Annotated in this window: 11 protein-coding genes; 3 read left to right on the top strand and 8 right to left on the bottom strand. The window is 74.4% G+C overall.

What is annotated here, in order from left to right:
* Positions 1-4 precede the first annotated feature (4 nt).
* Entirely contained in the window at positions 5-3,367 is a 3,363-nt protein-coding gene (locus ACIBBD_RS33980) for an SAV_2336 N-terminal domain-related protein (RefSeq protein WP_399423428.1), read from the top strand.
* A 71-nt stretch (positions 3,368-3,438) separates the two neighbouring features.
* On the opposite strand, the gene ACIBBD_RS33975 is transcribed toward ACIBBD_RS33980, so the two are convergent.
* The 5 genes from ACIBBD_RS33975 to ACIBBD_RS33955 all read right to left on the bottom strand — a co-directional run bounded on the left by ACIBBD_RS33975 (position 3,439) and on the right by ACIBBD_RS33955 (position 7,807).
* Positions 3,439-4,428 (bottom strand): malate dehydrogenase, encoded by a 990-nt coding sequence (locus ACIBBD_RS33975; protein ID WP_399423427.1) that lies wholly within the window; start codon positions 4,426-4,428, stop codon positions 3,439-3,441.
* 352 nt (positions 4,429-4,780) lie between these two features.
* Positions 4,781-5,710, bottom strand: coding sequence for a helix-turn-helix domain-containing protein (locus tag ACIBBD_RS33970; protein ID WP_399423426.1), 930 nt, complete (start codon positions 5,708-5,710; stop codon positions 4,781-4,783).
* A 45-nt stretch (positions 5,711-5,755) separates the two neighbouring features.
* Positions 5,756-6,241 carry a helix-turn-helix domain-containing protein gene (locus ACIBBD_RS33965; RefSeq protein WP_399423425.1) on the bottom strand — a complete coding sequence of 162 codons (486 nt, stop codon included), beginning with the start codon at positions 6,239-6,241 and terminating at the stop codon, positions 5,756-5,758.
* Positions 6,242-6,480: 239 nt separating this feature from the next.
* A complete protein-coding gene (locus ACIBBD_RS33960) occupies positions 6,481-6,963 on the bottom strand; it encodes a DUF3017 domain-containing protein (RefSeq protein ID WP_399423424.1) in 483 nt (160 codons plus the stop codon).
* Positions 6,953-7,807 (bottom strand): bifunctional methylenetetrahydrofolate dehydrogenase/methenyltetrahydrofolate cyclohydrolase, encoded by an 855-nt coding sequence (locus ACIBBD_RS33955; RefSeq protein ID WP_399423423.1) that lies wholly within the window; start codon positions 7,805-7,807, stop codon positions 6,953-6,955. The genes ACIBBD_RS33960 and ACIBBD_RS33955 overlap by 11 nt, the downstream gene beginning before the upstream one ends.
* 285 nt (positions 7,808-8,092) lie before the next feature.
* Here ACIBBD_RS33955 and ACIBBD_RS33950 point away from each other — a divergent pair, with 285 nt between their 5' ends.
* Positions 8,093-8,779 (top strand): hypothetical protein, encoded by a 687-nt coding sequence (locus ACIBBD_RS33950; RefSeq protein WP_399423422.1) that lies wholly within the window; start codon positions 8,093-8,095, stop codon positions 8,777-8,779.
* 79 nt (positions 8,780-8,858) lie between these two features.
* Here the strand turns inward: ACIBBD_RS33950 and purH are convergent, their stop codons facing one another.
* The gene (gene purH / locus ACIBBD_RS33945; RefSeq protein WP_399423421.1) at positions 8,859-10,442 is read right to left on the bottom strand and encodes a bifunctional phosphoribosylaminoimidazolecarboxamide formyltransferase/IMP cyclohydrolase; all 1,584 of its coding nucleotides are present in this window, start codon (positions 10,440-10,442) and stop codon (positions 8,859-8,861) included.
* The gene (purN, locus tag ACIBBD_RS33940) at positions 10,439-11,077 is read right to left on the bottom strand and encodes a phosphoribosylglycinamide formyltransferase (RefSeq protein WP_399423420.1); all 639 of its coding nucleotides are present in this window, start codon (positions 11,075-11,077) and stop codon (positions 10,439-10,441) included. The genes purH and purN overlap by 4 nt, the downstream gene beginning before the upstream one ends.
* A 319-nt stretch (positions 11,078-11,396) precedes the next feature.
* On the opposite strand from purN, the gene ACIBBD_RS33935 reads away from it, so the two are divergent.
* Positions 11,397-12,185 (top strand): hypothetical protein, encoded by a 789-nt coding sequence (locus tag ACIBBD_RS33935; protein ID WP_399423419.1) that lies wholly within the window; start codon positions 11,397-11,399, stop codon positions 12,183-12,185.
* 210 nt (positions 12,186-12,395) lie between these two features.
* Here ACIBBD_RS33935 and ACIBBD_RS33930 read toward each other — a convergent pair whose 3' ends face one another.
* Entirely contained in the window at positions 12,396-14,015 is a 1,620-nt protein-coding gene (locus ACIBBD_RS33930) for a DUF6350 family protein (protein WP_399423483.1), read from the bottom strand.
* Between the last annotated feature and the right edge of the window lie 96 nt (positions 14,016-14,111).

Below are 14,111 nucleotides of genomic sequence, written 5' to 3'. Positions count from 1 at the left end.
GGCCATGAACGGGCGCGGGGGGCCGGGAACCGGGGGCCGGGGCGGCGGTGGGGCGCGGCTCGCGGAGGCGCTGCGGGTGCTGCGCGCGTGCGGGCAGGACCTGGATGCCGACCAGGTGCTCGACGTGCTGTGGCTGGCCCGGCGGCTGCCCGCCGGACCGGCCGCCCCGCTCAACCGGGCCGGGTTCGCGGAACCGCCGGCGGCCGCGCAGCCGACCGAGCCCGCGCCGGACCCGGCCGACCCGTCACCACCCGTGCCGGAACCCGACGACCCCGACCTGCCCGACCTCACCGCGCCCTCCCTGTACGCGGCGGCCCGGCAGACACCGGCGGCCTCGATGCCCGACATCCGGCTGCGGCAGGCCCCCGACCCGGGCCGGGCGATGCCGGTCCGCATCCCCGAGGACAAGGCCCTCGCGGGGGAGCTCGTCCTCGGCCGGGCGCTGCGGCCGCTCAGGCGGCGCCGCGCCAGCCCGCACCGCATGGAGATCGACGAGGAGCGCACCGCCGCCGAACTCGCCGAGACCCAGCTGCCCGACGTGGTGCAACGGCCGGTGCAGGAGCGCTGGCTGCATCTGGTGCTGCTCGTCGACGACGGCCTGTCGATGCTCCTGTGGCACCGCCTCGGCGCCGAACTGCGCACTCTCCTGGAGCGACTGGGCGCCTTCGCCACCAGCCGTGTCCTCGGCCTCGACACCCGCGACGCGCACGAACCGCGGCTGCACGCCCGTCCCTTCCGGCAGGACAGCACGCCCGTGCCGCTGAGCACGGTCAGCGACCCCTCCGGGCACACCCTCGTGTTCGTCGTCAGCGACGGTATGGGAGCCGCCTGGCGCAGCGGTGCCCTGCACCGGCTGCTGTCCCTGTGGGCCTCGCGCGGGCCCACCGCCGTCCTGCACACCCTGCCGCCCGACCTGTGGGAGGGCTCCGGCATCCACGCCGAACGCTGGCAGGCCACCACCCGGCGCATCGGCGGCGCCAACGCCTCCTGGGACATCACCGACCCGGTGCTGCCCGCCGACCTCGCCGCCTTCGACGGCGTCCCGGTCCCGGTCCTGGAACCGACACCCGCCTCCCTGCGTGACTGGGCCCACCTCCTGGCCTCCCCCGGTGCCACCGTCTCCCTGCCCCTGCTGGGCCGGCCCGGCCGCTACGGGCCCGGTGACCCGGCCGGCGAGCCGGGCGACGCCCAGCACTTCCGGGACGCGGCGACCCCGGAGGCGTACCGTCTCGCCGCCCATCTGGCGGCCGTGTCGCCGCTCACCGTGCCGGTCATGCGGCTCGTGCAGACGGCGGTCCCGTGGCGGGCCCGGACCTCCCATCTCGCGGAGGTGTTCCTCGGCGGCCTGATGCGGCCGCATCCCGCGCCGGTGCCCGGTCCACTCCCCGCCAAGCACCAGGTCTTCGACTTCTCGGACGCGTCCCGGCTGGTGCTCCTGGACGCGGTCCCGCAGGCCGAACTCCTGCGGACCAGTCGCCGGATCGGCCGTCGGCTGGAGCAACTCGCGGGCCGCTCCCCCGACTTCCCGGCGTGGCTGGCCCACCCGGACGGCCCGGCGCGGCTCTTCGGCTCGAGTCGGCCGTTCACCAGTGTGGAGCGCAGGCTCCTCACCCGCTTCGGGGTCTCCTTCGACCGGGAGACCCAGGGCTTGGAGAGCGGCCGGGACCACGGCCTCGCGCCCTCGGACGGCTGGGGCCCGCTCACCGACGGCGACCCCCGGCGGCTGGGCCCGTACCGGCTGCGCCGCCGTCGGCGCCTGCGCCGCCTGATGGAGTACGACGGCGTCGACGAGCAGGGCTCCCTCGCCCTGGTGCGGACTCCGCGCCCCGATCTGCCCGCCGACAACGCCCTGTTGATCGACGTCGAGGCCGAGGCGCTGCGCCGGCTCGGCGGGCAGTACGCGTCCGCGCTGCTCGCCACCGGGGTCCGGGACGACCCGCCCTGGCTGGCGGCGGCCCCGGTCGGCGCGCCCGGCGGACAGCCCCGGCCGCCCCGGCTCGCGGACATCTTCAACACCGCCCACGCGGAGGGCGCCGCGCCCTTCGACAAGATCACCGCGCTGGTCGTCGGCTGGCACCTCGCGAGCGCCCTCGCCCTGTGCCACCTGCACGGGCTCGTGCCCGCCGACCTCAACGCCGAGAACATCGTCGTACTGCGCCGCTCGGTGGTCCTGGCCGACCTGTCCGACTGCGCCGTGGACGGGTCGTACGCGGGGGCGGGGCCTCTGCCGACACCCGAGGACAACGTGCGCGCGCTCGGTGAACTGCTCCAGCTGGTCAGCAGCAAGGCGGGCTGGGAAATGCCGGGCCGCCCCGAGGGCATGCACCTTTGGCAGGGCGACACCTGGACCCGGCTGCGGCAGCTCGTCCTGCGCTGCCTCGCCCCGGACCCGGCCGCACGTCCCAGCGCGGGCGACGTCGCCGACGTGCTCGCCCGCTACATAGCCCAGTCCCGCGTCGAACGCACCGTACCGCCGACGTCCTCGGTCACCGCGCGGCCCACGGAACGCGTCCCGCTCGCCCTCCCGCCGGCCGTCACGCCCTCCGGCATCCGCGACCTGCCGCTGCCCCGGTTCGGCGGCGCCCGCCGCGAGGCGGAGGCCCGCCTGGCCCGGCTGCGCGCCCCGCTGCGCCACGGCAAGCGCCTCACCCTCGTCGGCGCCTACCACTACGGCGGCCGGGCCACGACGACGATGGTCCTCGGCACGCTCCTCGCCGCCGTCCGGGGCGAACCCGTCCTGGCCCTCGACGGAGCGGCCCACGAGGGCGGCCTCGACCGCTTCCTCACCCACCGCAACCCGGCCACCGTGCGGGATCTCGCGGGCCTCCCCGCCGACCCCTCCTACGCGGAGGTCCGGTCCCTCACCACCCGCCTGCCCTCCGGCCTCGAAGTCGCCGCCCACCCCTCGGGCCACTCCAACCCGAACCTCGTCCACGCCCAGGCCTACGAGCACGTCCTCGCCCGCACCGAGCCCTACTACTCGTTCGTCCTCACCGACTGGGCGCCCCAGCGGCTCGACGCCTCCGCCGACACCGTCCTGGACCTGACCGACCGGCTGATCCTGTGCTGCGGCACCGCCGACTGGTTCCTCGCCGCGGCCCGGCGGGTGCTCCAGCGGCTGCGCGACGCCCGGCGCTGGCGGCTCGCCGACGAGGCGATCATCGTGGTCACCGAGGTGGAGGGTCCCTCGGCCCGCCGGGTGCCGCTCGCCCTCGCCGGGCACCTCGGCGTCAGCGTCAACCAGGTGGTGCCGGTCCCCTTCGACAAGGCGCTGGCCTCGCCGCGGTTCCGTGAGCTGAGCCGGCTGCGGGGGGCCACGCTGACCGCGTTCCTCGACCTGGCGGAGAAGGTGGTGGCCGGCCCGTAGGGGTCGGCAGGCGCCGGAAACGCACCGGTCCCCGGGCGGCGGGTGCCGCCCGGGGACCGGAGGGGGAGGACTCAGATGAGGCCGAGCGAGCGGACCGCCTCGCGCTCCTCCTCGAGCTCCTTCACGGAGGCGTCGATCCGGGCGCGGGAGAACTCGTTGATCTCCAGGCCCTGGACGATCTCGTACTTGCCGTCCTTGGTGGTGACCGGGAAGGAGGAGATCAGGCCCTCGGGGACGCCGTAGGAGCCGTCGGACGGGATGCCCATGGAGACCCAGTCGCCCTCGGGGGTGCCGTTGACCCAGGAGTGGACGTGGTCGATGGCGGCGTTGGCGGCGGAGGCCGCGGAGGACGCGCCACGGGCCTCGATGATCGCGGCACCGCGCTTGGCGACGGTCGGGATGAAGTCCTCGGCCAGCCACTTCTCGTCGTTGACGACCTCGGCGGCGTTCTTGCCGGCGACCGTGGCGTGGAAGATGTCCGGGTACTGGGTGGCGGAGTGGTTGCCCCAGATGGTCAGGCGCTTGATGTCGGCGACCGTCGAGCCCGTCTTCTTCGCGAGCTGGGTCAGCGCGCGGTTGTGGTCGAGGCGGGTCATCGCGGTGAAGCGCTCGGCCGGTACGTCCGGCGCGGCGGCCTGGGCGATCAGGGCGTTGGTGTTGGCCGGGTTGCCGACGACGAGGACCTTGATGTCGTCCGCGGCGTGGTCGTTGATGGCCTTGCCCTGCGGCTTGAAGATGCCGCCGTTGGCCTCGAGGAGGTCACCGCGCTCCATGCCCTTGGTGCGGGGGCGGGCGCCCACGAGGAGGGCGACGTTGGCGCCGTCGAAGGCGACGTTCGGGTCGTCGCTGATGTCGATGCCCTGGAGCAGCGGGAACGCGCAGTCGTCCAGCTCCATGGCCGTGCCCTCGGCGGCCTTCAGCGCCGGGGTGATCTCCAGCAGGCGCAGCTTGACCGGCACGTCCGCGCCGAGCAGCTGGCCGGAGGCGATGCGGAAGAGCAGGGCGTAACCGATCTGGCCGGCCGCGCCGGTGACGGTGACGTTCACGGGAGTGCGGGTCATGGCGTTCTCCGTATGACAGCTGGCGGTGGGGCGTCCCTGCCCCGGACGTTTGATCGATCTCTTGATGCCAAGAGATCCATCCAGCGGTCAGGCTATCGCGCATCCGGGATCACGGACGTCCGGGGTGAGGTGTGGTCCGCCCCACAGAGGGGGCGACGCGGACGGCTCCCTCGCACACGAAGCGGCGGCCGCCGATCCGGGAGAGGGGGAACGGGCGGCCGCCGGGTGGGGGTGCCGGGTCTTGCCGGACTCCCGTGGGGGTACGGTTCGCGTGCCCGCACCACGGGACGGTATTCCTGTGCACGCCGGTTTTTTTCGCTCGTCCTGTCGTCAGGGCGCACGGCCCCGCTCGTCACGGCGTGCAGCCCTGCCGTCCCGACGCCAGCACCGCGCAGGCCCGCGCCTCCCCCGGTTCCCTCACCGCGACCATCGGGGTGTACGCGATCGTGTCGCCGGCGGTCGTGATGTCACCGCTGTGGCGGACCGCCCCCGCCGTCACCCGGACCATGTCGCCCCTACCGGCCCCGGTGATCCGGCCCCAGGCCGCGCCGCACGTGCTGCTGTAGCGGACCTCGAGGAGGGTCGTGCCGACGGTCACGCTCGCGGCGGTGGTCACGAGGTCGCCGCCGCACCCCATCCGCTCCGCGTCCTGGCCGGTGCAGTCGACGCCGCCGCACAGCACGCCGGGCGGCAGCGAAGGGCCGGGGGTGGCGGACGGGGAGGGCTCGGCGGCGGTCCGGCTCTCCCTCGGGGTGCCGCCGTCGGTGAGGAGGAAGGCGCCCCAGGCGGCGATCACCACGCCGACCACGCCGGCGAGGAACAGCGCCGGTCGCCGCGCGTGGCGGCGCACGGGCGGACCGGCCTCCTCCGGGGGAGCCCCGCCGGGGTCCCCCGGCACCGGCGGCAGCGTCGGGGACCCGCCCGCGGCGCCCGCGACGCCGGGCCCGGGGGCCGTCACCGTCCGCGCGCGGGAGAGGCGTACGGCCTCCGACGCCAGGTCGTGCCGGAGTTCCGCGCGGCTCCAGGCACGCTCGGCCAGTTCCCACAGGGTGACCAGGGAGGCGGGGTCGGTGCCGGTGACCTCGGCGAGGGCGACGACCGCGCCCTTGGGGGCGAGGAGCCGGCCGTTGAGGTACCGCTCCCAGGACGCCCTGCCGTAGTGCGTGCGGTCGGCGAGCTGCGCGAGGGTGAGGCCGGCGCGGTCCACGACCTGGCGCAGTTGACCGGCGAACTCCCCGACCCGCGGGTCGAGTTCGTCCGGCAGGTCCTTCCAGCGAGGCATCGATCCCCCCTTCCTCCGCCGCGTCCCCTTCGGCCACGTTAGCGCTCAGCCGGACGCCACGGCCGCCCCGACCGCGGCGGCCAGCAGGAGGAGCAGCAGCAGGACCGCGCAGAGCAGGAGCCGCCGTCCGGCGGGCCGGTGCGGTGGTGGTTCCTCCGGACGGTCCCACCAGGGGAGCGTGGGGTCGTCCTCGTAGTCCTCGGCGGCCCCCGTCGACCCCGAATCCGCCGCGGCCGTCGGGGGCGGTGGCGCGGGCCTGGGCCAGGCCTCGACGGCCAGTTCCCAGCGCACGCCGTGGCGTTCGGCGTCCGCGCCCGCCAGGCCCGCGACCCGGCACAGCGCGGCGACGGCCTGCCGGGGCGGCGGCTGGACGGCGTTGAGGTAGCGCTGCCAGGAGGACTTGCTGTACGCGGTGCGGGCGCCGAGCGCGGCCAGGCTGAGGCCCGTGGTGTCCTTCAGCTGCCGCAGCTGCTCCACGAAGTGCCGTACCTCCGACGGCAGGTCGTCCGGCAGCGGCTGCCACGTCCCCATCACTCGGCTTCCCTTCGGTCCTCCCCTTCGCCCGTTCGGGGGACGACGTCCGGCGGGCGGCCGGTTCCCGGGCGGGCGGGGACTGTGGCCGGGCGCGTACACGGTGGCGGAACGGTCACCGCTGTGCCACAGCGGGCGGACAGCCGTTGAACAGGCCGTCGGCCGTGCGGGAGCGTGGAACGCGTCGGCGGCCCGTCCTGGCTCGGGGGAGAGGACGGGCCGCCGGTCGTGCCGTGCGGTCAGCTGTCGACCGTGAAGTGCAGGGTGTCCTTCAGGAACGGGATCTGCAGCCACGGGTCCGGCTGGGCCATCAGCGCCAGCAGGACGATCGCGGCGCCCAGCACGCCGTAGGTCGCTATGTCGGTGAAGCGGGAGCGGACGGCGAGCAGGCCGACGCCGGGCAGCAGCCAGCGCAGGACCGCGCCGGCGAGCAGGCCGGCGCCGATCAGGATGGTGCCGATCCGGAACTGGTCCAACGCGGTCAGCAGCAGGCCGAGCGCGACCACGCCCAGGACGGCGAGCACCGGCCACTGGCGGGCGGGCGCCGGGGCGTCACCGGGCGCGGCCCGGCCGCCGCCCTCGGGACGCGCGGTGTCCCGGGTGAACAGCGGGAAGCGGCGCGTGGCGCGGCGCGGCACCCCGTCGACGTCGGGCGCGCTGACCGGGTCGCGTACCTCGATCTCCTCGCTCTCGCCGGGGATCTCCCGGGGCTCAGCCGACACTGCGCTCCGCCGCCTCGACCACGTTGACGAGCAGTTGCGCGCGGGTCATCGGGCCGACCCCGCCCGGGTTGGGGGAGATCCAGCCGGCGACCTCGCGGACGTCCGGGTGGACGTCGCCCACGATCTTCCCCTCCGCGCTGCGCGAGACGCCGACGTCGAGGACGGCCGCGCCCGGCTTGATGTCCTCGGCCCGGATCAGATGGGCCGAACCGGCGGCGGCGACGACGATGTCCGCCCGCTTCAGGTGCGCGGAGAGGTCCCGGGTGCCCGTGTGGCACTGGGTCACCGTGGCGTTCTCGCTGCGCCGGGTCAGCAGCAGCGGCATCGGGCGGCCGATGGTCACGCCCCGGCCGACGACGACGACCTCGGCGCCCTTGATCTCGACGCCGTGGCGGCGCAGCAGCGTCAGCACGCCGTTGGGAGTGCAGGGCAGCGGCGCGGGTTCGTTGAGCACGAGCCGGCCGAGGTTCATCGGGTGGAGGCCGTCGGCGTCCTTGTCCGGGTCCATCAGTTCCAGGACGCGGTTCTCGTCGATGCCCTTGGGCAGCGGCAGCTGGACGATGTAACCGGTGCAGGCGGGATCCTCGTTCAGCTCGCGTACGACCGCCTCGATCTCCTCCTGCGTGGCCGTGCCGGGCAGCTCGCGCTGGAGGGAGGCGATGCCGACCTCCGCGCAGTCGCGGTGCTTGCCGGCGACGTACTTCTGACTGCCGGGGTCGTCCCCGACGAGGATCGTGCCGAGGCCGGGCGTGACGCCCTTCTCCTTCAGCGCCGCCACGCGGGCGGTCAGATCCGACTTGATCTCGGCTGCGGTGGCCTTGCCATCGAGAATCTGGGCGGTCATGGACCCATCCTCCCGGATGACGGCCTCCCGGTTCCAATCCGGGTGACCCCGGCGCCGAGGCCCCCGCCCGGCCCGGCCCGATGCCCGTTCCGGGTGCGACCGGCGGGATTGCACCTGCACAACTTCGTGCCGAAAGCGGCTGGACAACAAACCGGCCACTGAAGAACGATTGGCGCACAGTGCCGCGGGCAGTACCGGGGGGACGGACCGCATCTGTACACACACTTCCTCCGCACCGTGCCGCGCGTCGTCCCCGCACTCGAACCCAACGGAGGAAGGACCGCCATGAGTTTCGGCGAGCCGCACAACCCCTACGGGCCGCCGCCCCAGCAGCCCCCGGCGCCCCCGCAGCCCCCGGCCGGCCCGGGATACGGCTACCCGCAGCAGGGTCCGCCGCCGGGCGCGCCCCCGCAGGGCTACGGCGCGCCGCAGGGCCCGCCGTACCCGCAGCAGCCGCACCCGCACCAGCCCTATCCGCAGCAGCCGTACCCGCAGTACCCGGGTGGGGATCCGCAGTTCCAGGGCGGCTATCCGGGCGGGCCGGTGGAGATGCCGCGGCTGACCCGGGTCGCGCAGATCCTGGTCGGTGTGATCGCCCTGGCCCACGGCGTCATCGCCGGGTCGTACCTCTACTACCTGACGCAGTGGGACAGGGTGATGGAGGAGGCGGGCGTCACCGGCGACGCGGAGGCGGAGAGGTGGGCGGACCTCGGCAAGGGCGTCGTCGTTTTCTTCCTCTGCCTGGCCAGTGTGTACGCCGTCCTCGGCGTGGTGCTGGTGCTGCAGTACGCCAAGGGCGGCAACGCGGTGCGGGTGTGCTCGATCGTCTACGCCTCGTTCGCGATCGTCACCGGCATCTTCATGCTCGCGTACTGGGGTCTCGGCCTGCTCCTCATGGCGGTCGCCGTCGTGGCGATCGTCTTCTGCGCGAAACGGGTCAGCGCGGACTGGTTCCGCCGCCCGCGCCACTGATCCCGCCCGCACGACAGCAGGGCCGTGCCCCGTCCCCGAAGGGGGAAGGGGCACGGCCCTGCGCTGTCGGCGGGGTGGCTCAGTGGAAGAAGTGCCGGGTCCCGGTGAAGTACATCGTGATGCCGGCCTTCCGCGCGGCCTCGACGACCAGCTCGTCACGGACCGAGCCGCCGGGCTGGACGATGGCCTTGACCCCGGCCGCGCCGAGGACGTCGATGTTGTCCGGGAACGGGAAGAAGGCGTCCGACGCGGCGTACGAGCCGCGGGCCCGCTCCTCGCCGGCCCGCTCCACCGCGAGCTTGCAGGAGTCGACCCGGTTGACCTGGCCCATGCCGACGCCTACGGAGGCGCCGTTTTTGGCGAGCAGGATCGCGTTCGACTTCACGGCCCGGCAGGCCTTCCAGGCGAAGGCCAGCTCCCGCAGCTCGTCGGCGGAGAGCGGCTCACCGGTGGCCAGGGTCCAGGTGGCGGGGTCGTCGCCGTCGGCCTGGAGCCGGTCGGTGACCTGGAGCAGCGCGCCGCCGTCGACGGGCTTGACCTCGACGGGGTTGGCGGGGGCACCCGGAGCCTTCAGCACGCGGATGTTCTTCTTCTTGGCGAGGGCCTCCAGGGCGCCGTCCTCGTAGTCGGGCGCGACGATGACCTCGGTGAAGATCTCGGCGACCTGCTCCGCCATCTCCTTGCTGACCGGCCGGTTCACGGCGATCACGCCGCCGAACGCCGACAGCGGGTCGCAGGCGTGCGCCTTGCGGTGCGCCTCGGCGACGTCCGCGCCGATCGCGATGCCACAGGGGTTCGCGTGCTTGATGATCGCGACGGCCGGCTCGTCGTGGTCGTACGCGGCACGGCGCGCGGCGTCCGTGTCCGTGTAGTTGTTGTACGACATCTCCTTGCCGTGCAGCTGCTCGGCCTCGGCGAGGCCGCCGCCCGTGCCGTCCACGTAGAGGGCGGCGGGCTGGTGGGGGTTCTCGCCGTAGCGGAGGGTGTTCTTGCGCTCCCAGGTGGCGCCGAGGAAGTCGGGGAAGCCCGACTCGTCGACGGGGGCGTAGGAGGAGGCGAACCAGGAGGCGACGGCCACGTCGTAGGCGGCCGTGTGCTGGAAGGCCTCGGCGGCCAGGCGCTTGCGGGTGGCCAGGTCGAAGCCGCCGGCCTCGACCGCGGCGAGGACGTCGCCGTAGCGCTCGGGGCTGGTGACGACGGCGACCGAGGGGTGGTTCTTGGCGGCGGCGCGCACCATGGACGGACCGCCGATGTCGATCTGCTCGACGCACTCGTCGGGCGAGGCGCCGGAGGCGACGGTCTCGCGGAACGGGTAGAGGTTCACGACGACGAGGTCGAACGGCTCGACACCGAGCTCCTCCAGCTGCCGCTGGTGCTCGGGGAGCCGCAGGTCGGCGAGGATCCCGGCGTGGACCTTGGGGTGCAGGGTCTTGACGCGGCCGTCCAGGCACTCGGGGAAGCCGGTGAGCTCCTCGACCTTGGTGACGGGGACGCCGGCGGCGGCGATGCGGGAGGCGGTGGAGCCGGTGGAGACGAGCTGGACACCGGCCTCGTGCAGCCCGCGCGCGAGCTCCTCGAGCCCGGTCTTGTCGTAAACGCTGACGAGCGCGCGACGGATGGCCCGCTGGGTGCTCTCGGCCGTGACAGTGCTGTCGGCGGTCACTGGATAACTACCTTTCGTCCCTCAATGCGATAGCCGTTGCGGGCGAGCCGCCCCACGACCTCGACGAGCAGCCTTCGCTCGACTTCCTTGATGCGCTCGTGCAGTGCGCTCTCGTCGTCCTCGTCCCGGACCTCCACCACGCCCTGGGCGATGATCGGACCGGTGTCGACGCCGTCGTCGACGAAGTGGACGGTGCAGCCGGTGACCTTGGCGCCGTACGCGAGGGCGTCACGGACGCCGTGGGCACCGGGAAAACTGGGGAGCAGGGCGGGGTGGGTGTTGACGAACCGTCCGCCGAACCGCGCCAGGAACTCCTTGCCCACGATCTTCATGAACCCTGCGGACACGACGAGGTCGGGCTCGTGGGCGGCGACGGCCTCGGCGAGGGCCGCGTCCCACTCCTCACGCGTGCCGTAGTCCTTGACCTTCCGCACGAAGATGGGGATCCCGGCGCGCTCGGCCCGCGCGAGCCCCTCGACGCCCTCGCGGTCGGCGCCGACGGCCACGACCTCGGCGCCGTAGGTCTCGGCTCCGGTGGCGGCGATCTCGTCCAGCAGCGCCTGAAGGTTCGTACCGGATCCGGAGACCAGCACGACGAGGCGCTTGACCGGCTCGGCCACGGGCTTGGCGGCCACGGCGGGGCCCTTTCTCGGGGAAGCGTTCTGTTACGTCGGCCGGCGCCCTAGCACCACGCTCGCACACCGCTTGTACATTCATACGAATGCTTCGCGCCCCGGGATACGGGGAAGTCTACGAAGCGGCCGACCGTCAGCAACGATACCGGCACACCGGACGGCCCCCACGGGACGGGGGCGTGGCCGGAAGGTAGCGTCTGGGGCGAGCGGGGTCGGGAACGCGGTCGTTGCGCGGAGCGTTCTCGTAGCAACCGCTCGCACCAGACAGCCGTATCCGTTGAATCACCGCCGTGATCACTTAGGGGAAGACGCTCATTTGATGCCGGACCGCAGTCTGCGACTCCTCACGCTCCCCCCGCAGTCACCGCAGGGAGGGGAGCGCGGCGCCGTGCTGCTGCGGGAGCGCCCAGCCTCCCCGCCCGACGCGCCCTCCGGCCGCGAGAACGGCGACGAGCGGGACGACCAGCGGGACGACAACCCCTTCGCGCCGCCCCCCGAGGGGGCCCCCGACCGTCCGTGGCAGCCCCGTCACCCGTCCCCCGGTGACAGCGGTTCCGGCGGTGGCCGTGGCGACGGCTCCCCCTGGGGCAGCCAGTGGAGCGACCGGCAGCCAGGCCGCCAGCCCGGCGGGTTCGGCGAGCGCCCCGGCGGCGGCCCGGAGAACGGCCCCGGCGGCCCCGGCGGCCCCGGACCGACTCCGCCGCGCTGGGACCCGACGGACCCCGCCCAGCGTCGCGCCCGGTACGCGCTGCTGTGCGGCATGTGGGCCTTCTTCTTCGCCCTCTTCGGCTGGCCGTACGTGGCCCTGCTGCTCGGCGCCCTGGCCCTCAACTGGGGCATCAGCGCCCTGCGCGCCAAGCCCCGCACCCCGGACCCGGACAGCCCGCCCGCCCCCGAGCCCACCGGCCGCCCTCAGACGACCGCCGCCGTCAGCGGCCTGGTCACGGCGTCCCTGGCCCTGGTCCTGGTGGCGGTGACCTTCACCGCCCAGCTGGTCTACCGGGACTACTACACGTGCACGAGCGACGCGCTGACGAACGAGGCGAAGCAGTCGTGCAGCGAGCTGCTGCCGAAGGAGCTGCGAGGGGTCCTGGGAGTGGAGGGCTGAGGGCCGGGGCCGGTACCGGAGGCTGGGAGCCGGTACGGGAGGGCTGAGCCGGCTGAGCCGGTAGTGACGGGCGCGAGCCGGTACCGGAGGGCTGAGCCGGCGGTGACGGGCGAGAGCGGGTACCGGAGGGCTGAGCCGAGAGCCCGGTCCGGCGCGGGTCGGTGACGGGGCCCGGCGGGGACGGTGAGCCACCGCCGGTCATCGCGCCGGTCATCGCGACCCCGGTTCCCGTTCCCTCGGTTCCCCGCCGCCCTGACCCCCGTCGCCGTCCGGGGTCTTCGCGTCGTTCCCCTGCCCTTCGTTCCCCTCCCCTTCGTTCCCCTCTCCTTCGTTCCCCTGCCCCTCGTTCGCCTGCCCTTCGTTCGCCTTGCCGTGGTCCGCCGCCTCCCGCAGGACCGCCCAGCGGGTCTCGCGCGCCTCGTCGCGGTACCACACCGCCTTCGTGGCCTCCTCGGCCTCCACCCGCGCGAAGTCGTACGGCTCGGATCCGAAGTCGTCCTCCGGGGGTGCCTGCACGGGCGCGGGCAGGGGCACCGGGACGACGCCCTCCCGCTCCGCCCCTGCGGGTCTCCGGCGCAGCCACCCCCGGACCGCCAGCACCGCCGGCACCCCCACCGCCACCGCCCACGCCGCGGCAGCCAGCCCCACCTGCCAGCCCACCGGCCCGAACCGGGCCAGCGCCGCCACGCCCAACGGGCCGCCCGCGAGTTCCCCGAGCACCCCCATCAGACCGCCGCACAGCAGCGCCGCGAGCAGCACCACCCCCACGGCCCACCACGGTGACCGCCGCACGGACACCCGCCCCACGAACGCGCCCAGCGCCACGCCGGCCGCCACCGGCACCGCCCCGGCCGCCCAGTTCCACGGCCCCCCGGCACCCGCTTCCGGCACCGCCGCGAGCAGCGGAAACGGTGGCAACAACGGCGCCGGGTCCGACGCCAGCGGCCCCACGACATGCCCGGCGCCGAGCACGAACCCCGGGCCCAGCGCGTACGACGCCCCCCACACCGCCGCATTGGGCACGAGCGCGGCACACAGCAGCATCACCGCGAACCGGCCCGACCACCCCTCCGTCAGGTGCAGGAACGCCTCCCGCGCCACCCACAGATGCCACAGGGAGGACACCCCCACCAGCAACGCCCCGCCCCCGACGAGCACCGCCGCCCCGGCCGCCGCCGCCCGCGCCCCCGCCCCCGCCCACTCCGGCCCCTGCGCGCCGAGGACCAGCTGCCGCGCCCACCGCGGCAGCACCAGCAGCGCGCCGCCGCCGGGCCCGCGCGGCCGCCCGTACGCCGTCCACACCCCGGCCCCGGCCGCCGTCACCGCGACGACCGGCAGACACACAGCCGTCCACCCCCACGAGGGCCGCAGCACACCCCCCGCCGCATGGACCGCGGCCCCCACGCCGACGGCGAGATACCCGACCACGACCCCCGCCCAGGCCGTCCGCACGCCCACCAGCGGAGCGTCCTCCTTCCCGCCGTACACCGCGTCCCGCGCGGCCCGGTGCAGCAGCCACATCGGCAGGGCGAGCAGCAGCAGCGGCGTGACACCGACCGGTGCCGGCACCCCGGACAACGTGTCGGTGCGCACCAGTTCCGCCCCGTGGGCCAGCAGCCAGAGCGCGGCGGCGACATGCAGCGCGCCCCCCGGGCCGCTGTCGGGGTAAGGCGAACTGATCCACATCACCATGACGAGCACGGCGAACGAAGCGAGCCCCAGCCCGGCCGCCAGCACCCCGCCCAGGAGGCTGGAACCCAGTCCGGGCGAAGGGCCGCGCATCCGGGTGAGCAGGGTGAGCAGGGACGACGGCGGTCGGCGAGCGGTCATCTGGATCACGCCCGTCACTCTGCCAACGACACGCGCTTTTCCGTCGTAACAGGCGAAGCTCCGCTGTGTCGCTCAATATACGTTTATGTACTTTTC

This window comes from Streptomyces sp. NPDC051315, from assembly GCF_044455165.1.
GTDB lineage: Bacteria > Actinomycetota > Actinomycetes > Streptomycetales > Streptomycetaceae > Streptomyces.
The sequence above is the reverse complement of the archived record's forward strand: the minus strand, read 5'-3'. Positions and strand labels throughout refer to the sequence as shown.